25 protein-coding genes, 1 other RNA gene and 1 pseudogene are annotated in these 24737 nt (G+C 59.9%); 25 read left to right on the forward strand and 2 right to left on the reverse strand.

Features of this window, described 5'->3' with window-relative positions; all coding sequences use genetic code 11:
- Positions 1 to 7 precede the first annotated feature (7 nt).
- Positions 8 to 706, reverse strand: a complete 699-nt coding sequence (locus FE782_RS20120) for a DUF421 domain-containing protein (protein ID WP_138196046.1) — start codon at positions 704 to 706, stop codon at positions 8 to 10.
- Positions 707 to 829: 123 nt separating this feature from the next.
- Between FE782_RS20120 and FE782_RS20125 the strand changes: the two genes are divergently transcribed.
- The 24 genes and pseudogenes from FE782_RS20125 to rnpB all read left to right on the forward strand — a co-directional run bounded on the left by FE782_RS20125 (position 830) and on the right by rnpB (position 22022).
- Positions 830 to 1174: a histidine triad nucleotide-binding protein gene (locus tag FE782_RS20125; RefSeq protein WP_138196047.1), complete on the forward strand. Its 345-nt coding sequence runs from the start codon at positions 830 to 832 to the stop codon at positions 1172 to 1174.
- Positions 1175 to 1263: 89 nt separating this feature from the next.
- Positions 1264 to 1437: a 30S ribosomal protein S21 gene (rpsU, locus tag FE782_RS20130; RefSeq protein ID WP_138196048.1), complete on the forward strand. Its 174-nt coding sequence runs from the start codon at positions 1264 to 1266 to the stop codon at positions 1435 to 1437.
- A 15-nt stretch (positions 1438 to 1452) separates the two neighbouring features.
- Positions 1453 to 1896 carry a GatB/YqeY domain-containing protein gene (locus FE782_RS20135; protein ID WP_138196049.1) on the forward strand — a complete coding sequence of 148 codons (444 nt, stop codon included), beginning with the start codon at positions 1453 to 1455 and terminating at the stop codon, positions 1894 to 1896.
- Between the two features lie 127 nt (positions 1897 to 2023).
- Positions 2024 to 3400: an NfeD family protein gene (locus FE782_RS20140; protein ID WP_138196050.1), complete on the forward strand. Its 1377-nt coding sequence runs from the start codon at positions 2024 to 2026 to the stop codon at positions 3398 to 3400.
- A gap of 19 nt (positions 3401 to 3419) precedes the next feature.
- On the forward strand, positions 3420 to 4406 hold the full coding sequence (gene floA, locus FE782_RS20145; RefSeq protein ID WP_138196051.1) for a flotillin-like protein FloA: 987 nt from the start codon (positions 3420 to 3422) through the stop codon (positions 4404 to 4406).
- Positions 4407 to 4446: 40 nt separating this feature from the next.
- Complete coding sequence (locus FE782_RS20150; protein WP_138196052.1) at positions 4447 to 4932, forward strand: hypothetical protein; 486 nt, start codon at positions 4447 to 4449, stop codon at positions 4930 to 4932.
- 409 nt (positions 4933 to 5341) lie between these two features.
- Positions 5342 to 5617, forward strand: coding sequence for a sporulation protein YqfC (yqfC, locus tag FE782_RS20155; protein WP_138196053.1), 276 nt, complete (start codon positions 5342 to 5344; stop codon positions 5615 to 5617).
- 18 nt (positions 5618 to 5635) lie between these two features.
- Entirely contained in the window at positions 5636 to 6853 is a 1218-nt protein-coding gene (gene yqfD / locus FE782_RS20160) for a sporulation protein YqfD (RefSeq protein ID WP_138196054.1), read from the forward strand.
- 26 nt (positions 6854 to 6879) lie between these two features.
- Positions 6880 to 7851 carry a PhoH family protein gene (locus FE782_RS20165; protein ID WP_138196055.1) on the forward strand — a complete coding sequence of 324 codons (972 nt, stop codon included), beginning with the start codon at positions 6880 to 6882 and terminating at the stop codon, positions 7849 to 7851.
- Positions 7852 to 7875: 24 nt separating this feature from the next.
- Positions 7876 to 10170 (forward strand): HD family phosphohydrolase, encoded by a 2295-nt coding sequence (locus FE782_RS20170; RefSeq protein ID WP_138196056.1) that lies wholly within the window; start codon positions 7876 to 7878, stop codon positions 10168 to 10170.
- 3 nt (positions 10171 to 10173) lie between these two features.
- On the forward strand, positions 10174 to 10692 hold the full coding sequence (ybeY, locus tag FE782_RS20175; protein WP_138196057.1) for an rRNA maturation RNase YbeY: 519 nt from the start codon (positions 10174 to 10176) through the stop codon (positions 10690 to 10692).
- Positions 10689 to 11057, forward strand: a complete 369-nt coding sequence (locus FE782_RS20180; protein WP_138196058.1) for a diacylglycerol kinase family protein — start codon at positions 10689 to 10691, stop codon at positions 11055 to 11057. Before ybeY ends, FE782_RS20180 begins: the two co-directional genes overlap by 4 nt.
- Before the next feature lie 43 nt (positions 11058 to 11100).
- Entirely contained in the window at positions 11101 to 11514 is a 414-nt protein-coding gene (gene cdd, locus FE782_RS20185) for a cytidine deaminase (protein WP_202914574.1), read from the forward strand.
- Positions 11511 to 12428: a GTPase Era gene (era, locus tag FE782_RS20190; RefSeq protein WP_138196059.1), complete on the forward strand. Its 918-nt coding sequence runs from the start codon at positions 11511 to 11513 to the stop codon at positions 12426 to 12428. Before cdd ends, era begins: the two co-directional genes overlap by 4 nt.
- A gap of 99 nt (positions 12429 to 12527) precedes the next feature.
- Positions 12528 to 12578 (forward strand): annotated as a pseudogene (locus FE782_RS33415) (YqzL family protein); the annotation flags it as partial.
- Between the two features lie 86 nt (positions 12579 to 12664).
- A complete protein-coding gene (gene recO / locus FE782_RS20200) occupies positions 12665 to 13477 on the forward strand; it encodes a DNA repair protein RecO (protein ID WP_138196061.1) in 813 nt (270 codons plus the stop codon).
- 290 nt (positions 13478 to 13767) lie between these two features.
- Positions 13768 to 15153: a glycine--tRNA ligase gene (locus tag FE782_RS20205; protein WP_138196062.1), complete on the forward strand. Its 1386-nt coding sequence runs from the start codon at positions 13768 to 13770 to the stop codon at positions 15151 to 15153.
- A gap of 116 nt (positions 15154 to 15269) precedes the next feature.
- Complete coding sequence (locus tag FE782_RS20210; RefSeq protein WP_138196063.1) at positions 15270 to 15740, forward strand: YaiI/YqxD family protein; 471 nt, start codon at positions 15270 to 15272, stop codon at positions 15738 to 15740.
- A gap of 41 nt (positions 15741 to 15781) precedes the next feature.
- Positions 15782 to 17620 carry a DNA primase gene (gene dnaG, locus FE782_RS20215; RefSeq protein WP_138196064.1) on the forward strand — a complete coding sequence of 613 codons (1839 nt, stop codon included), beginning with the start codon at positions 15782 to 15784 and terminating at the stop codon, positions 17618 to 17620.
- A gap of 18 nt (positions 17621 to 17638) precedes the next feature.
- Positions 17639 to 18754: an RNA polymerase sigma factor RpoD gene (gene rpoD / locus FE782_RS20220; RefSeq protein WP_138196065.1), complete on the forward strand. Its 1116-nt coding sequence runs from the start codon at positions 17639 to 17641 to the stop codon at positions 18752 to 18754.
- Between the two features lie 74 nt (positions 18755 to 18828).
- Positions 18829 to 19665 (forward strand): hypothetical protein, encoded by an 837-nt coding sequence (locus tag FE782_RS20225; RefSeq protein WP_138196066.1) that lies wholly within the window; start codon positions 18829 to 18831, stop codon positions 19663 to 19665.
- Position 19666: 1 nt separating this feature from the next.
- A complete protein-coding gene (locus FE782_RS20230) occupies positions 19667 to 20431 on the forward strand; it encodes a tRNA (adenine(22)-N(1))-methyltransferase (protein WP_138196067.1) in 765 nt (254 codons plus the stop codon).
- Positions 20416 to 21531: a Nif3-like dinuclear metal center hexameric protein gene (locus tag FE782_RS20235; RefSeq protein ID WP_138196068.1), complete on the forward strand. Its 1116-nt coding sequence runs from the start codon at positions 20416 to 20418 to the stop codon at positions 21529 to 21531. Before FE782_RS20230 ends, FE782_RS20235 begins: the two co-directional genes overlap by 16 nt.
- An 83-nt stretch (positions 21532 to 21614) precedes the next feature.
- Positions 21615 to 22022, forward strand: an RNA gene (rnpB, locus tag FE782_RS20240) — RNase P RNA component class A.
- Between the two features lie 76 nt (positions 22023 to 22098).
- On the opposite strand, the gene FE782_RS20245 is transcribed toward rnpB, so the two are convergent.
- Positions 22099 to 24015, reverse strand: a complete 1917-nt coding sequence (locus FE782_RS20245; protein ID WP_138196069.1) for a S8 family peptidase — start codon at positions 24013 to 24015, stop codon at positions 22099 to 22101.
- 168 nt (positions 24016 to 24183) lie between these two features.
- On the opposite strand from FE782_RS20245, the gene FE782_RS20250 reads away from it, so the two are divergent.
- Positions 24184 to 24684 carry a YpuI family protein gene (locus FE782_RS20250; protein WP_138196070.1) on the forward strand — a complete coding sequence of 167 codons (501 nt, stop codon included), beginning with the start codon at positions 24184 to 24186 and terminating at the stop codon, positions 24682 to 24684.
- Positions 24685 to 24737 lie beyond the last annotated feature (53 nt).

Below are 24737 nucleotides of genomic sequence, written 5' to 3' on the forward strand. Positions count from 1 at the left end.
CCGGCCGTCAGGCCGGTCCTTGCTTTGGGTATAAGGCGACATATAGGCTGTCGCTTTCGTTCCATTCCGCGTAGAAGACATCCACATACTTGCCGATGCCTTGCTTCTTCAGTTGTTCCTTCAACCACGCTTCGTCTACGCCGGCTTCCTTCAAGTTGTCGCGAATGAGTTCGCCGTCGAGGATGAGCGACACGGGAAGGACCGAGGATCGAATCGGCAGCCCGAAATCGGAACGGTCGGGGGTGCCGTACTTCGGCTTCGGCATGACGCTGAGCGCTCCGTTCGTCTCGAGGATGGCGTATTCGACCCATTCCATGGAGAAGAATTGCTGCTGCCGGAGCATCGTCTGCAGCTCGTTCAGATCCAGCTTGCAGCGCTTCATGGCGTCGAAATCCAGATTGCCTTTACGAATAATGATCGTCGGCTCGCCCTCGAGCGGTTTGCGGATGCGATTCCATTTCTGCGTCATCCACACGATCGTCCAAATCAGCAATCCCCATAGCGTCGTCGCGAACAGGACGTGCCCGGTATGGATTCGATCGTCGTAAATCGCGTTGCCGAGCAGCTCGCCGAGCGTGAGAGCGGAGACGAAGTCGAACGGCGTCAGCTTCGAAAAGTGGGCCTTGCCCAATATTTTCGTATATAGAAAAAGAGCCGCGAACCCGATGACGAGCTCGAGCGCGATAAGGCCGTATTCCTTGAACATGGTACTTCTCCTCCTAGTTGGATAGGATTATCTATTTAAGGAATTTACAAACCTTTAGAAATTGGACGAGCGGACCGCCATGATGTAAAATATGGAACAACATTGAAAAACGGAGGCATCCCCATGGCGGACTGCATTTTCTGCAAAATCGTCGAAGGCGCCGTCCCCTCCAAGAAAGTATTGGAGACGGACACGGTGCTCGCGTTCCACGACATTCAACCGTCCGCGCCGGTTCACGTGCTGCTCATTCCGAAGAAGCATATTCCGACGATGAACGACGTGACGGCGGAGGACGCGGCGGCGATCGGCGACATCGCGCTGGCCGCGCAGCAAGTCGCGGAAGCGCTCGGCATTAAGGACAGAGGGTACCGATTGATCAACAATTGCAACGACGAAGGCGGGCAGGTCGTGTACCATTTACACTTCCATTTGCTCGGCGGAGAAAAGCTCGGACCGATTCTCCGATAATAAAGTTGACACCCCCTTTCCGCATCACATATAATATTGTTTGATATACCGTGTTTCTTGGAGTGCATGGTCGGAGGGAGGGAAAACACGTGTCCGAAACGAAAGTTCGCAAAAACGAGACAATCGACGCTGCTCTTCGCCGATTCAAGAGATCCATCTCCAAAGACGGCGTATTGGCTGAAGTAAAGAAACGCAGACATTACGAGAAGCCAAGCGTGAAGCGCAAGAAGAAGTCCGAAGCTGCCCGTAAGCGTAAATTCTAGGAGGCTGTCCGAAGCATGAATTTGAGCGAACGTCTGAACGAGGATATGAAAGCATTGATGAAGAGCGGTGATAAGTTCGCGCTCACCGTCGTGCGCATGATTCGTTCGGCGGTCAAGAATGCCGAGATCGACGCCCGCAGGCCGCTTAGCGATGAGGAAGTCATGGACATCCTCACGCGGGAGGTCAAGCAGCGCCGAGACGCCCTTCAGGAATTCGAGAAAGCGGGTCGCGAAGACCTTGCGGATCAAGCGAAGGCGGAAATCGAAGTTATCCAGCGTTATATGCCTCAACCGTTAACCGAAGCAGAGCTGACTCGGATCGTCGAAGAGACGATTCAAGAAGTCGGCGCCTCCTCCAAGGCCGACATGGGTAAAGTGATGAGCGCATTAATGCCGAAAGTCAAAGGTCGCGCCGACGGCAAGCAAGTGAACGCCGCCGTGCAACGGCTGTTGGTATAAACCTATAAGACGCTCCCGAATAACCTTCGGGGGCGTTTTTTGGCATGATAGGGTAAAATAAAGGAAGAACTGAAACAGGCGCAAGCCTTCTTACGTAGTACCGTGCAGGAAGCTGAGGGGGGAAGAGATGGTCAACATCATTCATCGTTGGAGAACGGGATGGCTCGGACTGATTGCGATGCTCGCCTCGATCGTACTCGCTTCGTTCGGAGCGGCGGCTACGGAAGCGCCTTCCGAAGCCGCCGCGGACGCGGGCGACGTCGCCGTCATCCGCGTCGATCGCACGATCGAGACGGGGCTGCAGCGGTTTCTCGAGCGCGCGCTCGGCGAAGCGGAGGCGTCCGGGGCGGAGACGGCGGTCCTCGTCATCAATACGTTCGGGGGCCGCGTCGACGCGGCGACGGAAATCGGCGAAGCGATCCGGTCCAGTCCGCTTCGCACGATCGCGTACGTCGAAGCGAAAGCGATTTCGGCGGGGAGCTATATCGCGCTGAACGCGGACGAGATCTACATGCAGCAGCATAGCACGATCGGCGCGGCGGCGGTCGTGGACGGCGCGGGCGATCGGGTGCGGGACTCGAAGATCGTCTCGGTCTGGGTGAAGCAAATGGTCGCCGCCGCGGAGCGGAACGGACGCAATCCGGCGATCGCGGAAGGCATGGTCGACGATTCGGTGAAGGTGGAGATGCCCGAGATCGGGCAAATCAGCGAACCGGGCGAGCTCATTACGTTAACCGCGGAGGAAGCGGTCGCCGTGGGATACGCGGAGGGACTCGCGACGTCGCTCGACGAGTTCTTATCGACGATCGGCTCGACGTCGCAGCAGACGATCGAACCGACGCTCGCCGAGCAAGCGGCGCGTTTTCTGACGCATCCGGCGACGACGACGGTCTTGTTTATCCTGGGCATCGCCGGTTTGGTCATCGAACTGCTCGTGCCGGGGTTCGGCGTTCCCGGCATCGTCGGCATCGTCGCGTTCGGGTTGTATTTTCTCGGAAACTATGTGGCGGGATTCGCGGGGGTGGAGCACTTGGCGATGTTCGTGGTCGGTGTCTTGCTGCTTGCATTGGAACTGTTTATCCCAAGCTTCGGCATTCTAGGCGTTCTTGGAATCGCGGCGCTGATCGCCGGCGTCGTGCTCGCCGCGTACGATTCGGGGGACGCGTTAACGTCGCTCGGCGTCGCCACTCTCGTCGCGGCCGTCATCGTAGCCGTGTTCGTCCGCTATTTTAAGCACCGAGGCGTCTGGAATAAATTTATTTTGCGGGATGCGCTGAAAACCGAAGAAGGTTACGTGTCGCATGCGACGCGGTCGGATTTGACCGGCAAGGTCGGCAAGGCGGTCACTCCGCTGCGGCCTTCGGGGACGGCGGTGTTCGACGACGAACGCGTCGACGTGGTGACGGACGGGGAATTCGTCGCGGCCGGCGCTTCCGTCGTCGTCGTGTTGGTCGACGGCGGACGCATCGTCGTACGGGAAACGGAACGACTTCATTTAAAATAAGAGAGGCAGGAAATTATTTATGTTCGGACCGGATGTATTTACGTTACTCATTATCGCTGTCGTGATTATCGCTTTCGTCGTGTTTATGAGCTTCTTCCCGATCATGTTGTGGATTTCGGCGCTCGCCTCCGGCGTGCGCGTCGGCATCATCACGCTGGTCGCAATGCGGCTGCGCCGCGTCATTCCGAGCCGTATCGTCAATCCGATGATTAAGGCTAGGAAAGCGGGCCTCGGCGTCTCGGTGAATCAGCTCGAGAGCCATTATCTCGCGGGCGGCAACGTCGACCGCGTCGTCAACGCGCTGATCGCGGCGGAACGCGCCAACATCCAGCTTCCGTTCGAGCGGGCGGCGGCGATCGACCTCGCGGGTCGAGATGTGCTTCAAGCGGTGCAAATGAGCGTTAACCCGAAGGTGATCGAGACGCCTTGGGTCGCCGCCGTGGCGAAAGACGGCATCGAGGTGAAGGTCAAAGCGCGGGTGACGGTGCGGGCGAATATCGACCGTCTCGTCGGCGGCGCCGGCGAAGAGACGATTATGGCGCGCGTCGGCGAAGGCATCGTCACGACGGTCGGCTCTTCGAATACGCATAAGGAAGTATTGGAGAATCCGGATTTGATTTCCCGTACGGTTCTTGGCAAAGGGCTGGACGCCGGCACGGCGTTCGAAATTTTATCGATCGATATCGCGGACATCGACGTCGGCAAAAACATCGGCGCCAACCTGCAAACCGAGCAGGCCGAAGCCGACAAGCGCATCGCGCAGGCGAAAGCCGAGGAGCGTCGGGCGATGGCCGTCGCGCACGAGCAGGAGATGAAGGCACGCGTCGAAGAGATGCGCGCGAAAGTCGTCGAGGCCGAGTCGCAGGTACCGCAAGCGATGGCCGAAGCGCTTCGCAGCGGCAAGCTCGGCGTCATGGATTACATGAATCTGAAGAACATCGAGTCGGATACGCAAATGCGCGATGCGTTCGGCAAGATGAATCCGGACGATTCGGACAAAAAGTGATCGCCGGTCGAGGAGGCGCTTGCGGAAGGGGTGACGTACCGTGGAGGATTTGATTCGCGTCCTATTGAACATCGTCTTCGACAATCCGCTGATCGCGCTGATCGCGTTCGGTATCGTATCGTTCGTACTGAATAAGGCGCGAGGCGCCGGAGCGGGCAAAGGCGACAATCGTCGCGGAGGCATGCCGCCGTTCGGCGGCGGCGGCCCGCTCGCGCCGCCGAACGGCGGGGGCGGCATGAGCCGCGGCGAGCCGGCCGGTCGCGAGCGGCCGCCGGCATTCGAGCAGGAGACGGCGCATTACGAGCCGTCGGTCCAACCGGCGGCTGCCTACGAGCCGGCCGCGACGCCGTCGCCAAGCGAGGCGGCGCTGTCGCGGCGGCGCCCTGCGGCGGCGCCCGCTGCGTCGAAGCCGGCGCCGACCCGTTCGGCGGGCGTGCATGCGCGCAACGCCGCGCAAGGCATGATCTGGTCGGAGATTTACGGACCGCCGCGGGCCGTTCGCCCGCACCGCGCGACGAAGCGATAGGGAAAGACGAAAGGCCGATCTTTCGGAGGATGTTTCTCCGGAAGGTCGGCCTTTTTTTGCGTTGTAGGATGCAAAAAGCGGGAGCGCTCCGTTCGGTTGGATGCGATGCGGTGCGGTGCGGTGCCTCTCCCCGGACTCCTTGTCCTCGATTTCCCTCCGATCAGCTATACGTCGGATTAATGAACGTACGAGGGTAGCTGAGCGAAGGGAAGTCGAGAAGAAGGGTTTTCGGGAGAGAGTAGGAACCGAGTACAAAGAAAGAGTCTGGATCAAACGGGCGGACGACCGGAAACGACCGCGAGTCGCGCTCCCTTTTCCCCGGTCCGACGTCCTTCGGGTTCGCTTCATATTTCCGCGCCGCGCCGCATATTTTGATAAGAGCAACAGGAGGGGGGCGCCCACGGACCATATGCGACGCTGGACTCGCAAGCTAACGAAATGGACAACGGATATGCTGGACCTTCCCCAGGACGTCGTCTTCGACCTTCCGCGCGTCACGATGATCGGCAATATGCAGTTGTACGTGGAAAACCATCGCGGCGTGCTTCATTTTTCGGAAACGTATTTGAAGCTCGCATTGACGCAAGGAAGCATGGAAATCCGAGGGAAGCAGCTGTCGATCCGCGCGATTCTTGCGGAGGAAGTGTTCATCGAAGGATTAATCGACGAAGTGAAGTACTCGTAACGCGAAGGGGGAAGACGGATGAACGCGCAGCTGGTCCGATACATAAGAGGGTATGTGAAATTAAACGTGGCAGGTCCGTCGTTCGAAGAGCTGATCAATCGGCTCGTCCAAGAGAACGTCCCCGTCTGGGACATCCGGAGGAGCGGCGAAGGCAGAGGCGAATTTCTTATCGCGCTGCCCGACTACTTCCGTTTAAAACCGCTCCTCAAGGAGACGGGCTGTCGGGTGCGGACGAGAGAGAGGCATGGGTTTCCCTTTTTCTTGGACAAACTCGGGAAGCGCAAGTGGTTCGTGGCGGGGGCGGCCGCGTTCCTGATCGGGATGTATTTGCTCGCGCAGGTCGTATGGACGGTGCAGGTGGACGGCAACGAAACGATTCCGAAGGAGTATATTTTGCAGGCGGCGTCGGAGCAAGGCATCTACCCGCTGCAATGGAAAATGCGAATGGGCGATCCCGGCGTCTTGGCGGACAGGCTCGCTCGGACGATCCCGAACGTCGCCTGGGTCGGCGTCGACGTGCAAGGAACGACGGTAACGATCCGCGTCGTGGAATCGATCGTGCCGGAGAAGCGGATTCCGCAAAACCCGAGGCATCTGGTCTCGACGTCCGACGCCGTTATCACGCGCATTATCGCGGACCGGGGCGTCCCGCTCGTCGGCGTCCATTCTCGGGTGAAGCGCGGAGATATTTTAATTTCGGGTATTCTAGGGGATGAGGAGAATCGGGAGGTCGTCGTGGCGGAGGGCGACGTCCGCGGTCTCGTCTGGTACGAATACAACGTGCAAGCGCCGATCGCCAAGCAGCACAAGGCGTTGACCGGCGAGTCGCGCTCGACGTTCCACCTCGTGCTCGGCGGCCGCGCGTTGCAGCTGAGCGGCTATTGGCAGAAGCCGTACGCCAACGAGCAGGTCGAGACGGACCGCAAGCAGCTGCGGTTCGGTCCGTGGACGGCGCCGATCGGCTGGATGACGGTGACGCACCGCGAAGCGACGATCGTCGAAGAGACGCGGACCGTCGCGGAGGCGAAGGAGACGGGGCTTGCGAACGCGAGGGCGGATTTGATCGCGACGTTGGGCGGAAACACGGTCATTCGGGCGGAAAAAATTTTGCATGAGCGTACCGACAATGGTAAAGTGGTAATGAATGTATTGTTCGAGGCCGAGGTCGATCTGGCGACCGAACGGCCGATTCTGGAAGAGGAATTGGCGCCGCCCGACAAGAAAGACGGGCCTTGACCATGTACAAGGAGTGAAGGACGCTATTGAACGAACGCATCGCTGACCATACCGTAAAGATCCCGCTGAGGAACGCGGCCGAAGGGCTTGCGCTGTTCGGACCGGGAGACGCTTACCTTCACTTGATCGAGAAAGAGACGGAAGCTCAACTGTTTTCCCGCGACGCGGAGATCGCCGTGCAAGGCACGAAGCAGCAAGTGGAATCGCTGCAGCAGCTGTTCGAGGTGCTGCTCGAGCTGATTCGCGGCGGCTATACGCTGTCGGAGCGGGATGTCATGTACGCCGTCGAGCTCGCCAAGACGATGCAGGCCGACCAGCTGCTCGACCTGTTCAAGGGCGATATCGCCGCGACGTACAAGGGCAAGCCCATTAAAGTGAAGACGATCGGACAGAAGCAATACGTATCGACGATCCGGAAGAAAGATATCGTCTTCGGGATCGGCCCGGCCGGGACAGGCAAGACGTATCTCGCCGTCGTGCTGGCCGTCGTCGCTCTGAAGGAGGGTAAGGTGAAGCGCATCGTCCTGACGCGGCCGGCCGTGGAGGCGGGCGAGAGCCTCGGCTTCCTGCCCGGGGACCTGCAGGAGAAGGTGGATCCGTACTTAAGGCCGTTGTACGACGCGCTGAACGACATGCTCGGCCCGGAGGCGGTCGCCAAGTCGCTCGAGCGGGGATTGATCGAGGTCGCTCCCCTAGCGTACATGCGCGGACGGACGCTGGAGGATTCGTTCATAATATTGGACGAGGCCCAGAATACGACTCCGGAACAGATGAAGATGTTCTTGACGCGTCTCGGCTTCGGCTCGAAGATGGTCGTAACCGGCGACGTCACGCAGATCGACTTGCCGAGAGGGAAAACCTCCGGCCTCATCGAGGCGGAGCGCATTCTGAAGAATATTCCGGAGATCGGATTCATCATGTTCGGCGAGTCCGACGTCGTGCGCCACGCGTTGGTGCAGAAGATCATCATGGCGTATGACCGCGTCAAGGATCAATAGTCATAGGAGTAGGAGGATACCCTAATGACGCAGAAAGAGGTCCGCATCCGCGGCAAGCATCGATATAAAATCGGAGGTTGGCGATACAGCATGGGTGTAAGGGCGGCATTATTGCTGTCGTTCGCCCTTCTTTTTTATTTTTCCCTAGCGGAAAACGTGATCCCGCCCACCTACGACGTACAACCGAATACGGTGAGCAAGGAGACGATTTACGCCAACGCCCGCATCGAAGACGAGCTGGCGACGGAAGCCGCGCGGGCCGATGCGGTCCGTCGCGTCCAGCCGGTGTCGACGATCGTGTCGATGCGCAATACCGACCTGGTGGAGCGGCTGTTCGACGAGATCGCCCGCATCAACGCCGACGAAGGCTTGACGACGGACGAGAAGGTGAGCGTGTATCGCAACAAGCTGCCGGATTTGTTCCGCCAAACGTACGAAACGACGTTGACGAAATGGTTGAACGCGGATACGTACAGCGCGACGTTGATCGACGAAATTCGGCTCCGGCTGAACGAACAGCAATATCGTCTCCAGGAAGAGGACTTGTTCAAGCTTCCGAAGTTGACGCAAGAACAGCTCCTTGAGATGGAGCCCGTCGTCATCGATATCGTGAACCGATTAATGAGCGATCCGACGGGCGACGCGGAGAGCGTTCGGATGCAAGTGCCGGAATGGGTGAACGCGTCGACGCTGACGAGCAACGTGACGCGGGGCTTGGCGCAAGAAATCATCCGCTTCGCGCTGACGCCGAACCGGTTTTACGACGAGGACGCGACCGTTCGCGCGCGGGAGGCGGCGGAGCGGGACACCGAGACGATCTATATCGAGAAGGGCGACGCCATCGTCCGCGCCGGCCAGACGATCACGGAAGAGCTCTATCAGAAGCTCGAACAGATGAACCTGATCCAAAACGGCAATAACAACGTGCTGCCGCGGCTCGGTTTGGCGGCGCTCTGCCTGTTGTTCCTCGGCGCGCTTCATGCGTTCGTGCGCCATTCGCGTCTGGCGATCCGGAACGATAATCGACTGCTCTTGATGCTATTCATCATCTATGTCATTAACCTGGCGGCGATGAAGATCGTCTCCATCGCGCAAGGGCTCGATACATCGCTTGCTTATTTGGCTCCGGTCGCGCTCGGAACGATGTTGATCGCGGTGCTGCTCGACGATCAGCTCGCCACGATCTCCACGGTGCTGTTCAGCATCGTCGCCAGCATCGTATTCCATGCCGAGCAGGACGCGTTATTCGACTTCCGCTACGGCTTCGTGGCGCTCGTCGTCGGCTACGTGGCCATCTTCGCGATTCGGCGCGTCAGCCAGCGAGCCTCGATACTGCGAGCAGGCATCTCGGTTTCCGTCTTCTCGGCGCTGTCGGTCGCGCTGCTCGCCGTCATCGAGAATCCCGAGATGACCAATTACCAGGACGTGCTCCTCGCGGTCGCCTATGCGTTCACGGGCGGCGTCGTGACGGCGGTGTTCGTGCTCGGGCTGATGCCGTTCTTCGAAGCGACGTTCGGCATCTTGTCGCCGCTGAAGCTCGTCGAGCTGTCGAACCCGAACCATCCGCTGCTTCGGAAGCTGCTCACCGAAGCGCCGGGGACGTACCATCACAGCGTCATGGTCGGCAATCTTTCCGAGGCGGCGGCCGAGGCGATCGGCGCGAACGGCTTGCTGTGCCGGGTAGGGTCGTTCTATCACGACATCGGCAAGACGCGGCGTCCGTCGTATTTCATCGAAAATCAGATGAACCGCGAAAACCCGCACGACACGCTCGAGCCGAGCGTCAGCAAGGCGATCATCGTAGCGCATGCGAAGGACGGCGTCGATATGCTGAGCGAAGCGAAGATCCCGAAGCCGATTCGAGATATCGCCGAACAGCATCACGGAACGACGTTATTGAAATACTTCTATTATAAGGCCGTGAAGCAGCGGGAGGAGTACGCCGCGCGCATCGCGGAGAGCGCGGGCGACGCGGAAGCGGCCGCCGCGGTCGAGCCGATTCCGGAGACGGATTACCGGTATCCGGGCCCGAAAGCGCAAACGAAGGAAGCGGCCATCGTCGGCATCGCCGATTGCGTCGAGGCGGCGGTGCGCAGCCTTCGCAACCCGACGGTCGAACATGTCGATTCCATGGTGCGCAAGATCATTAAGGATCGTCTGGACGATCAACAGTTCCACGAATGCGACATGACGCTCAAGGAACTGGACATCGTCGCGAAGAGCATGAAGGAGACGCTGCTCGGCGTCTTCCACTCTCGGATCGAATACCCGGGAGACGCGCCGCAGAACGGCGCGGCTAAGACGAAAGGGGAGGCATAGTCCTTGACGCTGCGTTTGGATTTCGCGAACGAACAAGAAGAAGTGACGCTGCCGGAAGGACTGGAGCGACGGCTCGAGGAGCTCCTCGCGCTCGCGGGCGAGATGGAGTCGGTCGACGCAGGCGACGTCTCGGTGACGATCGTCGACGACGAGGCCATCCGGGAGCTGAATCTGCAATATCGGAAGCTGGATAAGCCGACGGACGTGCTGTCGTTTTCGATGTGGGAATCCGCCGGCGAAGAGACGCCGATCGTCTACGGCGACGAATCGGAAGGCGACGACGTCGAAGACGGCGAGACGGTCGAGCTGCCGGACGAGCCGATCGGCGACATCGTCATTTCGGCGGCGACGGCGAAACGGCAGAGCGAGGAATACGGGCATTCGTTCGAGCGAGAGCTTGGCTTCTTGTTCGTGCACGGCTTCCTGCACCTGATCGGCTATGACCACGAGGACGAGGCGGCCGAGCGCGTCATGACCGAGAAGCAGGAGCAGGTGCTGCGGCGCGCGGGATTGTCCCGGTGAAGAAGAAGAAGGGGATCGGTCTTCGCTACGCCGCTTGGGGATGGTGGCATGCGCTCCGTCACGAGCGCAACATGCGTATCCACGCCGGCGCCGCTGCGGCCGCCGTCGCGGTAGGCGCGTACGCGCGTCTCGATCGCGACGAGTGGCTGTGGGTGGCGCTGTCCATCGCGGTCGTGTGGAGCGCCGAGTGCGTCAACACGGCGATGGAGCGGGTCGTCGATCTCGTCGTCGGCACCGAACGCGAGCCGCTCGCTAAAGCGGCTAAGGATACGGCTGCAGCCGCGGTACTCATCCTAGCGGCGTTCTCGCTCGTCGTGGCCGGCACGGTGCTCGTTCCCGCCGTGTTCGCGCGGCTCGTCGAGTGACGCGGTTTCCCTATTTCCGGTACCAACGAGAAGGAGTACGACGATGAATATAACGAACGAACAGCTGTTGGAGCATGCGATGGAGGCCCGGAAGCGGGCGTACGTGCCCTATTCGAAATTCGCCGTGGGCAGCGCGCTGCTGGATACGAGCGGCCATATTCATTACGGCTGCAACGTGGAGAACGGGGCGTACAGCCCGACGAACTGCGCCGAGCGGACGTCGCTGCACCGCGCGATCGCGGACGGCGTCAAGCGAGGCGCCTTCGCCGCCATCGCGGTCGTGGCGGACACGAACGGGCCGTGCACGCCTTGCGGCGTCTGCCGCCAGGTGCTTTCGGAATTGTGCCCGCAGGACATGCCGGTCATCATGAGCAACCTGCGAGGCGAGACGAAGGTGATGACGGTGGCGGAGCTGCTGCCGGGCGCGTTCGTACTGGAGGAGCATAAAAACATATGACGGACATTAAGACCCAATCGCAAGCGAAGTTCCGCTCGGGCTTCGTGACGATCGTCGGACGGCCGAACGTCGGCAAGTCCACGCTTATGAACCAAGTGATCGGCCAGAAGATCGCTATCATGTCGGACAAACCCCAGACGACTCGGAACAAGATTCAAGGCGTATACACCCAAGGCAGCGTACAAATGGTGTTCCTCGACACGCCGGGCATTCATAAGCCGGATTCGAAGCTCGGCAATTACATGGTTAAGGTAGCCACGGATACGCTGAAGGAGGTCGACGTCGTTCTGTTCTTGGTCGACGTGTCGGCCGGTCTCGGCGGCGGCGATCGGTTCATCATCGAGCAAATGAAGAACGTGCGCACGCCCGTCGTCTTGGGGCTCAATAAGATCGACCTCGTCCACCCGGAAGCGCTGCTCCCGATCATCGCGCAATACAAGGATTTATATCCGTTCGCCGAGATCGTGCCGGTGTCGGCGCTGAAAGGCAACAACGTAAGCACGCTGCTGGAGCAGCTCGGCAAATATATGCCGGAAGGCCCGCAGTATTATCCGGCCGACCAAGTAACGGATCATCCCGAGCAATTCGTATGCGCGGAGCTGGTACGGGAGAAGATCCTTCATCTGACCCGAGAAGAAATCCCCCATTCGGTGGCGGTGCAGATCGAAGCGATGAGCGTTCGGGACAACGGCGTCGTCGACGTCTCCGCCGTCATCTTCGTCGAGCGCGATTCGCAGAAAGCGATCGTGATCGGGAAGAAAGGCGCGCTCCTGAAGCAAATCGGGGAAGCCGCCCGCAAGGATATGGAGACGCTGCTCGGCTCCCGCATTTTCCTGGAGCTGTGGGTGAAAGTGAAAAAGGATTGGCGGAACACGGAGCACGTCTTGAAGGACCTCGGGTTTCGACACGACTGAGACAAACGTTTGCCATGAATTGTATCGCATAGGAAACTCGCGTCCGTACATCCTAAGACCATAGCGTCAAAGTCGCCACAGCGGAAAGGATGAATTCGGATGCGAGATTTTTCGTGGACGTATTTTACTTTGACTGGGGATGTAGATGCTTATATGCTTTACCGCGAATGGGACCAGATGAAAGACGTGTCCGGCATCGACGTCGACGTCATCCCGGGAGATGAAGAAGCCGAGGGATGTTACATCGAGTAGAGGGAATCGTCATTCGGTCCGTCGAATACGGAGAGGGTAACCTGATCGTTACTCTAATGACCGGAGAGTTCGGTAAAGTCGGGGTGATGGTCCGCGGGGCGAAGAAGACGCGAAGTCGCCACGCCGCCGTCACCCAGTTGTATACATATGGCGAGTATGTGTACTACAAATCTAATACAGGCACGCTCGGTACGCTGAATCACGCGGAGCTGCTGGACGCCTTCTCGGGCATCCGCGGCGATCTGCGTCGTTCGGCGTATGCGGCGTATTTCGCAGAGGTAACCGATCGGCTCGTCCCCGACGGCGAAGCGAGCGCGTTCTTGTACGAACAGCTGAAGGCCGCTTACGAAGCGTTGTCGGGAGGCAAGGAACCGGCCGTCGTCGGCGCGATGCTCGAGCTGAAGCTGTTCGCGTTCTCGGGCGTGTCGCCGATCACGCAGGAGTGCGCCGAATGCGGGCGCAGCCCGGAGCCGCAAGAGGCGGCGTTTTGGAGCCCGGCCGCAGGGGGACTCGTATGCGTCTCCTGCGCGGGCGCGTTCGCCGACCGGACGCCGCTCGCTCCGGGCGTGCGGAAGCTGCTTCCGGTGCTGCAGCGCGCCGACCTGCGGCGGCTCGGCGACGTTAACGTGAAGCCGCGAACGAGGGCGGACCTTAAGCAGACGATGCGGCGTTGGTTCGAGACGCATGCGGACGTTCGGCTGCGGACGCGCGCCGTTCTGGATCAGATCGAAGCCGTGTATGCGGACGACGACGCGGGAGACGATCCCGCCGACGCCTCCGGACGCGACGGCTCTTGACATCGGTAACGAACGTTGCTATAATTCACCACAATATGTAATTGGACGAATGTTCGGAAGCGTCGGATGGGAAACAAGTAACTGATGTGCGGCGGATCGCAGCGACCGGGGACGGTGAGAGCCCGGATCCGAGACATGAGCGAAGGCGTTCCCGGAGCGGAAGGCAATTCGGTAAAAGAGGGCGTCTTTTGGCGCCAAGTAGGGTGGAACCGCGGGAGAACAACCCGTCCCTACGTCCCTAACAGGGCGTAGAGACGGGATTTTTTGCATATAAGGAGAGGTTATCGAACATGTCAGCGAAGTCGATGGACGCGATTACGGCGTTAGCGAAGCACAGGGGGTTCATTTTCCCGGGGTCCGAAATTTACGGAGGTCTCGCCAACACATGGGACTACGGGCCGCTCGGCGTCGAGCTTAAGAACAATATCAAGCGCGCCTGGTGGAAGAAATTCATTCAAGAATCGCCGTATAACGTCGGCTTGGACGCGGCCATTCTGATGAACCCGCAGACGTGGGTCGCGTCGGGCCATGTGGGCAACTTCAACGACCCGATGATCGACTGCAAGCAGTGCAAGTCGCGCCACCGCGCCGACAAGCTGATCGAGAACGCGGTCGCGGAGAAGGGCCAGGAAATTATCGTCGACGGCATGTCGTTCGATCAGATGATGGACCTCATCAAAGAACACCATATCGTCTGCCCGGATTGCGGGGCGTTCGATTATACCGACATTCGACAATTCAACCTGATGTTTAAGACGCACCAAGGCGTTACGGCGTCGAGCGCCAACGAAGTGTACTTGCGTCCGGAGACGGCGCAGGGCATCTTCGTCAACTTCAAGAACGTGCAGCGCACGATGCGCAAGAAGCTGCCGTTCGGCATCGGGCAGATCGGTAAGAGCTTCCGGAACGAAATTACGCCCGGCAACTTCACGTTCCGTACGCGGGAATTCGAGCAGATGGAGCTTGAATTTTTCTGCAAGCCGGGCGAGGATTTACAATGGTTCGAATACTGGCGCGCCTTCTGCAAAGAGTGGCTGCTGAAGCTGAACATGAAGGAAGACAGCATCCGCCTCCGCGATCACTCGGAAGACGAGCTGTCGCATTACAGCAACGCGACCGTCGACATCGAGTTCAAGTTCCCGTTCGGCTGGGGCGAGCTGTGGGGCATCGCCGATCGGACCGACTACGACCTGAAGCAGCATATGCAGCATTCCGGCGAAGACTTTCACTACCACGACCAAGAAACCGGGGAGAAGTACGTCGCGTACTGCATCGAGCCGTCGCTCGGGGCGGATCGCGTGACGCTCGCGTTCCTGATCGACGCGTACGAGGAGCAGCAGTTAGAGGGAGACGACAGCCGCGTCGTGCTTCGCCTCCATCCGGCGCTCTCGCCGTATAAGGCAGCCGTGTTCCCGCTCTCCAAGAAGCTGAACGACGGCGCTCGCAAGGTGTTCGAAAAGCTGGCCGCCGAATACATGGTCGACTTCGACGACGCGGGCTCGATCGGGAAGCGGTATCGCCGCCACGACGAGATCGGCACGCCGTTCTGCATTACGTACGACTTCGAATCGGAGACGGACGGCCAAGTGACGGTGCGCGACCGCGATACGATGGAGCAGGTGCGCATGCCGATCGACGCGCTGCCGGCTTATATCGCAAGCAAGCTCGCGTTCTAATTTCCAAGGGGAAAATTTACGAGGGCGCCGGAAGCAGGAGTTTTCCGCGGCGCCCTCGTATATATTAGTAAGGACTTTTTTTTCGTAAACTTATCGATACGAACGGCGGTGAACGCATGAACGCCGCACAACCGAAGATCGTCGTCGACGCGGACGCATGCCCGGTGAAGGAGCAGGTGTCGATCGCCGCCGTTCGATACGGGGTTCCGGCTTGGATGGTGTCGTCTTATAATCATGTGCTGCCGGAGCTTCCCGGCGTCACGAATTTCCAAGTCGACGCGTCGGACCAGTCCGCGGATTTATTCATCGCGAACCGGCTCGTCCCGGGCGACGTGCTCGTCACGCAGGACTATGGTCTCGCGACGATCGGATTGGCGAAGCGAACGACGGTGCTGTCTCCGAGAGGGACGATGTTCACGAACGACAACATCGATAGGCTGCTGGAGGAGCGGTATCAGTCCGCCAAGCGCAGGCGGGCCGGCGGGCGCACGAAGGGGCCGAGGCCGTTCACCGGAGAGGATCGGGACAGGTTTCTACATGTTTTGACAAAAGTTTTATCGGGTTTGCAGGAGAATGGTCCAATATAGCGAATACTAATATTTGCAATTTCGGAATGTGGTGATTTGGGATGAGGACAGGATCGATTCCGGAGGACGTCATTCAATCCGTGCTCGAGAAGACCGACATCGTCGAACTGATCGGTCGAACGGTATCGCTCGCGAGGAGCGGCCGCGGGTATCTCGGTTTGTGCCCCTTCCATTCCGAAAAGACGCCCTCCTTCAACGTATTGCCGGAGAAGCGGATCTTTCACTGCTTCGGCTGCGGAGCCGGAGGCAACGCCATTCGGTTTTTGATGAAGTCCGAAGGCTTGTCGTTTCCGGAAGCGATACGCGCCTTGGCGGAGACGACGGGCGTCGCATACGATTTCGCCCCGGCGCCGTCCGAGATGACGGAAGAGCAGCGCGAAGCGTTGCGGTTTATCGCCGCGAACGAGGAGGCCGCGAAGTTTTTCCACTTCGTGCTCGGAGGAACGGAGCAAGGGCAGGCGGGATACGAATACTTGAAGCGCCGCGGGTTTTCCCAGAAGCTGATCGACGAATTCGAGATCGGGTTCGCGCCGCCGCTGCGAGACAGTCTTCTGCAGTTTCTGCAGACGAAGGGGTTTCCGCCCCCCGTCGCCGAGCGCGCCGGATTGATCGCCGCTCGCAACGATTCGACGGATTACTTCGACCGGTTCCGCGATCGCGTCATGTTCCCGATCTGGGACGCGGCAGGGAAGATCGTCGCTTTCAACGGGCGCGCCGTCGGTGACGCGCAGCCGAAGTATTTGCATTCGCCCGAGACGACTCTGTTTCAGAAGAGCAAGGTGTTGTACCCGCTCCATCTCGCGAAGGCTTCCATTCGGAAGCAACGTCAAGCGGTGCTGTTCGAGGGAATGGTCGACGTCATCAAGGCCCGGGAAGCCGGCGTGGAGAACGGCGTCGCGACGCTCGGCACGGCGCTTACGGAGACGCATCTGGCGATGCTCCGAAGATACTGCGATTCGATCCTCGTCTGTTACGACGGCGATCGCGCGGGACAGGCGGCGGCGCATAAAACCGTGCTGCTCTGCGAGAAGGCTGGCATGAAATGCGAGGTGGCGCTGCTGCCGGAAGGCAAGGATCCGGACGAATATATCGCCGCTTTCGGTCCCGATGCGTTCCTCGCGAACGTCATCCGAAACCCCGTTTCTTCGACAAAATATAAAATACTATATTTAAAGAAGGAACATACACTACAAGATGACGGGGGCAAATTATCGTTCGTTCGATCGGCGCTTCGCATCGTAGCGGCGCTCGAATCCCCTACCGAGCGGGAACATTACGTGAAAGAACTCGCCGGAGAAACGCAATACGCCTTTGAAACTTTGAAACAAGAGATGAACGAAATTCGTCAAAAAGTGAGAGGGCAAGGGGATAAGAACGAAATTCCGTGGAATACTGATATGAATGAAAAGGGGAGTTCCGCCCCGGCGGTCCCCGCGCTGCGGCCGGCTTATTATTCGGCGGAGCGGCAGCTCTTGGCCGCTATGATGTACAGCGAAGATGCCGCAAAGCTCGTCCAAGAGAAGTTGGGCGGGGAATTTCACGTGGAAGCTCATGCGGCGATCGCTGCTTATTTATATGCTTACTATGCCGCCGGCAGGGAGCCGAATCCTAGCGGATTCGTCGGCACCTTGCATGACGACGCCTTGGAGGCTTTGGCGAGCAGCATCTTGCTCTCGGTCCCCCAGGACGCCATCAACGAGAAGGTGCTCGAGGACTGCTTGACGGAAGTGCGCAAACACGACTTGGAGCTCAAGTTAAAGCAGAAGCAACAGCAGCTTGCAAGAGCCGAACGCGCGGAGGAATTCGCCGCCGCCGCGCAAATCGGAATCGAGATCATTACCTTAGAGAGAGAGCTCAAGCAGTTGGGGCAACGGATCTAAGGAGGAGGGAGTTGTCGAATGACGAACGAACAGCATACGGAGCAAGAGACCGAACTGACCTTGGAACAAGTCAAAGAGCAACTATTGGAACAAGGGAAGAAGCGCTCGACGCTTACGTATAAAGATATCACGGAGAGACTGTCCCCGTTCGATCAGGACGCGGAGCAGATCGACGAGTTTTTCGAGGTGCTCGCGGAGCAGGGCATCGAAGTCGTGAACGAGAACGAAGACGGAGGCATGGCGCTTCCGGAAGACGATCACGACGACTTCCAATTCGACGAAGATTTGTCCCTGCCGCCGGGCGTGAAGATCAACGATCCCGTACGGATGTACCTGAAGGAAATCGGACGGGTGCCGCTGTTATCGGCGGAAGACGAGATTCAGCTGGCCAAACGAATCGAAAACGGCGACGAAGAGGCGAAACGCCGCCTCGCGGAAGCGAACCTTCGTCTCGTCGTCAGCATCGCCAAGCGGTACGTCGGCCGCGGCATGCTGTTCCTCGACTTGATTCAGGAAGGGAACATGGGCCTGATCAAGGCGGTCGAGAAGTTCGACCACGACAAGGGCTTTAAATTCAGTACGTACGCGACATGGTGGATTCGCCAAGCGATTACCCGCGCGATCGCCGATCAGGCGAGAACGATCCGCATCCCCGTACATATGGTGGAGACGATCAATAAGCTGATCCGCGTATCGAGGCAGCTGCTGCAGGAATTAGGAAGAGAGCCGACGCCGGAGGAAATCGCGAAGGAGATGGATCTCAGCACCGAGAAGGTTCGGGAGATCATGAAGATCGCGCAGGAGCCGGTATCGCTCGAGACGCCGATCGGCGAAGAGGACGACAGCCACTTAGGCGACTTCATCGAGGATCAAGAGGCGCTCGCGCCGGCCGACGCCGCAGCGTACGAGCTGCTGAAGGAACAGCTCGAGGATGTGCTCGATACGCTCACCGAGCGAGAAGAGAACGTATTGCGCCTCCGCTTCGGCTTGGACGACGGCCGCACTCGGACGCTTGAAGAGGTAGGCAAGGTATTCGGCGTAACGCGCGAGCGCATCCGCCAGATCGAAGCCAAGGCGCTCCGGAAGCTGCGCCACCCGAGCCGCAGCAAGCGGTTGAAAGATTTCTTAGAATAAATCGTCGAGAAGGACCTCCATCCGCCGTGCGGTCGGGGTCTTTTTCCCTATATGGCGGGAGGCGGCGTTGCCGAATGGATCAAGAGAAGCGAGCTTTGATCGTCAAGGAAATCGAACATTGGCAGCGCAGCAAGCTGCTGCCGGACCACTATTGCGATTTCCTGCTTAACTTGTATCGCGACCCCGAAGCGTCGGGGACGGTCGTGCAGCAAGAGCGCAAGCGAAAAATCGTGGAAAGCAACCCGTTGCATTGGCTGCTACTAATTGGCAGCATTGGTTTGTTTTGTTACGTTGGTCTACATTTTAGCTTGTTTCCACCGCTATTGCAAATCGGGGTGTTCCTCGCGGTCGTGCTTGCCGCGCACGGCGTCAGCGCCTATTTTCGGAACCGAAAGCCGCTGCTTTCTTACGCGCTGTTCGGCGTCGGAGCGGGTGCGCTGCTGGCCGGAGGCGCGCTGCTGCTGGGCGATGAAAGCGGGGCCGGGGCGGCGGGGGACTGGACCGCACCTGCGTTCTATATCGCTTGCTGCGCGATCATCTGGATCGCGTTCGGGGTCGCGCTCCGAGTGCCTTGGATTCATCTGTGCGGCTGGATCGTGCTGATGTTCGTGTATTCGGCTGCGGTCAACCGCATCGTCGCGCCGGAAGGTTGGGTCGCTTTGGAGCTTAGCTGGGTTCCGCTCGCGGGCGTATTCGGGTGGATCGGGTGGCTGCTCAGCCGACGCGCCAAGCAGTCCGGCGCCGTGTTCCTCATTCTGGCGTGCTTGCTCTGGTTCGTGCCGGAGACGTACGCCTACGCGTTCACCGAGCAGCCGCTCGCCGTAACGCAATCGTTGATGCTGGGGAAGCTGGCAGCGCTCGGAGCGACGGCATTCTTCTTTAGAAAATTATGGACGGAATGGGTTGTATAAGATGATTCAACTATCCAAGCGGCTGTCGGCCGTCGCGGAGTACGCGCTGCCGGGCGGAGCGCTCGCGGATATCGGAACGGACCATGCACTGCTGCCCGTGTCGCTCGTGCAGCGCGGGATCATCCCGAACGCCGTGGCCGGCGACGTGCATGTCGGTCCGGCGCGGGCCGCGGAACGGCAAGTGTTGTCGGCGGGACTCGCAAGCAAGATCGACGTTCGGATCGGGGACGGTCTGGCCGTTCTCGAGCCGAACGAAGTCGAGACGATTACGATCGCGGGCATGGGCGGGGGAACGATCGTCGACATTTTGTCGGGGGGCGCCGCCGCGCTCGCAGGGGTGCGCCGGCTCGTGCTGCAGCCGAACGTGGGGGAGCGGCTCGTGCGCGCGTGGCTGCTCGAGAACGGCTGGAAGCTCGTTCAGGAGACGCTGCTTGAGGAAGACGGCTTACTGTACGAGGTGCTGGCGGCGGACGCGCCGTCGGACGCAGCGGAGGCGGCCGCATGGAACGAAGCCTTATACGAAGGCGTTCCCGCGCCGAGCGGCGGCGGTACGCTGTCGCGGTCGGTCCTGCTGCTGATGGGACCGCATCTTCTCCGGTCGCCGACGCGGCTGTTCGCTCGGAAGTGGACCGCATACGTCGCGAAGCTGGATGAATTGATCGAACGCATCGGCCGATCCGAACAGCCGGAAGCGCACAAGAAGCGCGCGGAGCTGACGGCGGAGCGGAACGAGGTTAGCGAGGTGCTGCAATGGCTGTCGACGTAAGGCAGGTCGTCTATTGGATGGAATCGTGGGCGCCCCCCGCGCTGGCGGAGCCCGACGACAAGATCGGCTTGCAAATCGGCTCGTTGAAGAACAAGATCGAGCGGGTCGCGGTTGCGCTGGACGTCACGGACGCGGTAGTCGACGAAGCGATCGCGCGCGGGGCGGGGCTCATTATCGCGCATCATCCGATCATCTTCCGGCCGCTCGCCGCGATCCGGACGGACCGCGCCGACGGGAAGCTGATTAAGAAGCTGCTCGCGAACGACGTCTCGGTGTACGCGTCGCATACGAATCTCGACGTCGCGACGGGCGGCGTCAACGACTTGCTCGCGGACGCGCTCGGCTTGACGTCGACGAAACCGCTCAAGACGTCCGTCGTGGAGACGTTGTATAAGCTGGTCGCGTACGTGCCGCATTCGCACGCGGACAGGGTGCGGGAAGCCGTATTCGCGGCGGGCGCCGGGCAGATCGGAAAATACAGCCATTGCGGCTTCTCGGCCGAAGGCACCGGCACGTTCCTGCCGGAAGAAGGGGCGGCTCCTTATCTCGGCGAGCCGGGACGGCTCGAGACCGCCTCCGAGCTCCGGTTCGAGACGATCGTGCCCGAGCGGCGCAAGGCGGCCGCGGTGAAGGCGCTCTTGGCGGCGCATCCGTACGAGGAGGTCGCTTACGATTTGTTCCGGTTGGAGCTGCCGGGCGAACCGTTCGGCCTCGGGCGAGTCGGATCGCTTCCTTCGCCGACGACGCTGAAGGCATTCGCCGAGCGGGCGAAAACCGCGTTCGGCGTGCCGGCGCTGCGGTTCGTCGGCGACCCGGACAAGGTCGTACGGAAGGTCGCCGTCCTCGGCGGATCGGGACGAAGCTACGTCAAGCATGCGATCTCCGCCGGGGCGGACGCGTTCGTCACCGGCGATCTCGATCACCATACGGCTCACGACGCGCTGGCCGCCGGAATCGCATTGATCGATCCGGGACATCATATCGAGCAAATCATGAAAGCGGCGGTCGCCGCGCGGCTGAACGCCCACGCGGCGGCGCAAGGGTGGGACGTCGAGGCGTACGCGTCGGCCGGTTCGACCGAGCCGTTCGTCTTCTTGTAGCGCCGCGGTCGCCGCGCTGGCAGCGTTGGTAACTTCCTAGCATTGCAACGCGACCCGAATGCGCGTATACTTGTTCTAGTCGAGAAGTTTGACAGACAATCGCCGGCGGGGCAACCCGCGGGAGGAAAGTCCGGGCTCCATAGGGCAGGGTGCTGGATAACGTCCAGTCGTCGCGAGACGAAGGATAGTGCCACAGAAACGGACCGCCGATGGCTTTCGCGAGAAAGCACAGGCAAGGGTGGAACCGTGGTGTAAGAGACCACGAGGAGGCATGGCGACATGTCTGCTGGTAAACCCCACCTGGAGCAAGACCTAAGAGGAACGCGGCAGCTTCGCGCTGCGACCCTTGCCCGGGGTGCGTTCGGGTTGGTCGCTGGAGCGGCGCAGCAATGCGTCGCCTAGATAGATGATTGTCGCTTCAACGGTGGGAGGGCAGGTGACCCGTTACGACCACTGGAAGCACAGAACCCGGCTTACGGCAAACTTCTCTTGTCACCAACTTTATAAGCTTTACAACGCGGAAGAGCCGTCGAACGAATCGACGGCTCTTTCTTCGCATTGTTTTCGTTATGCCCCGAAGATCGAGCGGAGCAGCTGTTCGAGGAACGACGACTCGCGCCCCACCGTCCGCGTCCCGGAATCTTCGTCCAGCGCCGCCTCCTGCGGCTTCTGTCCCGTCGCCAGCTGTAACGCTCGAGGGACGTTGATCTGCCCGTACCCGAAATACGCGTCCCTGCCGGCCGCGCCGAGATCGACGGCGCTCTTGCGCATAATGTCGTATACCTCGGTATTTTTCAGCGTCGGGTTGACCGAACGGATGAGCGCCGCTAACGCCGAGACGTGAGGGCTGGCCATCGACGTACCGGACAGCGCGGCGTATTGGTTTTCCGTATAGGTGCTGGCGATATTTTCGCCCGGGGCGACGACGTCGACGTAGTCGCCGTAATTGCTGAACGACGCCTTCTCCTGCTGTTGGTTCGTCGCCGAGACGGCCAACACTTCTGGATACGCGGCCGGAAATCCGGGTTGGCTCGTATTGTCGTTGCCCGTAGCGGCGATCAACACGACGTCCCGGTCGAACGCGTATCGGATCGCATCGTGCAGGAAGCTGGCGCTGGCGTAGTTGCCGAGGCTCATATTAATGACCTTCGCGCCGTGATCCGTCGCCCAGACGATGCCCTCCGCAACCGAATACGTGCTTCCCATCCCGGTAGAGTCCAGTACCTTCACGGGCATTACCTTGTTGTACCACGTCATTCCCGCGACGCCTTGCCCGTTATCCACGAGGGCGGAGACGACGCCCGCCACATGCGTGCCGTGCCCGACGTCGTCCGCCGGCGGCTGGGCCGGATCCACGACGTTGTAGCCGTCCACCAAGTGGCCCTGCAGATCGGGGTGCGACAGCGTCACGCCCGTATCGACGACCGCGACGACGACTTCTTCCGCCCCTTTGGTAACCGACCAGCCCGCAGGCGTCTGAATGATCGGCAGGTTCCACTGGTACCGGCTGTACAGCTCGTCGTTCGGCACGATGTCCGGGTACGCCGACGTCTCGTTCGTCACGTACATATAATGAGGTTCGACGTATTCCACGTTATGGTCTTTGAAGTAATCCATCAACTGCGCGGTCGTCATGTCGCTGGAATCGAACACGTACGCATAGCCAAGCTGCTTCACGGAGACGGCGCGCGTCTCGACGCGCATCCGCTCGAGCTGCTTCGGCGTCGGCTTATCCTTGAAGCGGACGACGACCTCCCGTTTCCGGTAATGGCTGACGCCTTGGTTTTCCTCGGGGGTGTCCACGTCGATCTCCCGGCCGGTCTTCGGATCGACGGCGCGAATGCCGAACGTCTTGTCTTCGTCGGGAAATTCGCGCAGACGCAAATTCCGCATCTGATGATTCGCTACCCGCCGGAGCACGTCTTGATGCACGAAGCCGACCATGCCGCCGCTGGCCTCGCCGCCCGCCCCGTTCGCGGGTTCCCCCAGCACGATATACGAGTCGCCGTCGTTCCCTCGAAGCGCCTTGGATTCATAACGTTCGCCCCTCGAGACGGCTCGTACGGCGTCCCGAAACCGCTGCTCTGCGTCCGGAACGGCGTCCCCGAGCGATCCGTCCCGGATGACGTCGCCCGACTCGAAGCCCGTCCCCTCGGCGGGCACGAAAGCCAGCGCGTGAAGATGCGGGTGTTCGGTTCTCATGTCGGCAAGCGCCCGCTTGACGCCCTCCTTCGTTCTCGGCATGTTCCGCGCCATGGAGGAGAGGTCGTCGCGGCACTGCAGCCGGCACAGCTCCTCCGTCATGGCGACGTCGTTAGCGAGAATCGTGCGCTTCGCGCGGTGTTCGTCCGCCGCCGCTGGCCTCATGCCGCTCGGCGCCGGGCTTTGCCCCGGCGGATCCGCCCGATTCATAAGAAAGCCGATCGGCAGCGCCAAGGCCGCGAGCCCCGCGATTAACCCTAACGGAAATTTTATCCCTTTCATGCGGTCGTTCCGCTCCCCTCTGTCGCTCGTTAGCTGTTCTTAGGGTGTCAATTGGAATAACGGTTATTCACGTGTACAAGGAGTACCGTTTTTTCGCGTTTTATGTTAGGATTGGGGTTGAGCAAGGCGCCCGCCGGGGCGAAATGAGTAAGGGGGAGAAATCCATTCATGGCTATCCATAACGTCCAACAATTGTGCGAAACGACGAAAGACAAATTGAAATCGGCGATCGAAGCGATCGAACCGTTCCTTAACAGCGTAACGCTGTCGGGACTGAACCCGGATCAAGATCCGGCCATGGACGAATTCAACCGCGGCTTCTTGTCGGACATGCGGCATTTGCTCGTATTTTCCGACGTCAACTATGAGAAGCTAGGCGTGGCGCTGCGCCGTCCGACGTTTAATAACGAATATGCGGAACGCGTATTGTACGACGTTTATCATAGCTCCGTTAACAACTTCTTCTATCCGAAGCATGAATGCTATTCCGAGGACGGCCGTTACGCCTACACCGGACAAGACGCGATTCGGTTCCGGAAGAAGCCGACGCGCGACGTTCGCGATTTGACGCTCGCCTTGTCCAAAATTTTCGAAGAGCTGCGCGAGGACTTGGCGTATTACGAGACGGACTACATTACGCAGCGACGCATGCAAGGCGAACGCGCATAAATATTGGACGACATAATCGCCCCCTGCCGACGGGAAACCTGAGGAGGGGGTGA

The organism is Paenibacillus antri, from assembly GCF_005765165.1.
Taxonomy (GTDB): Bacteria; Bacillota; Bacilli; order Paenibacillales; family YIM-B00363; genus Paenibacillus_AE; species Paenibacillus_AE antri.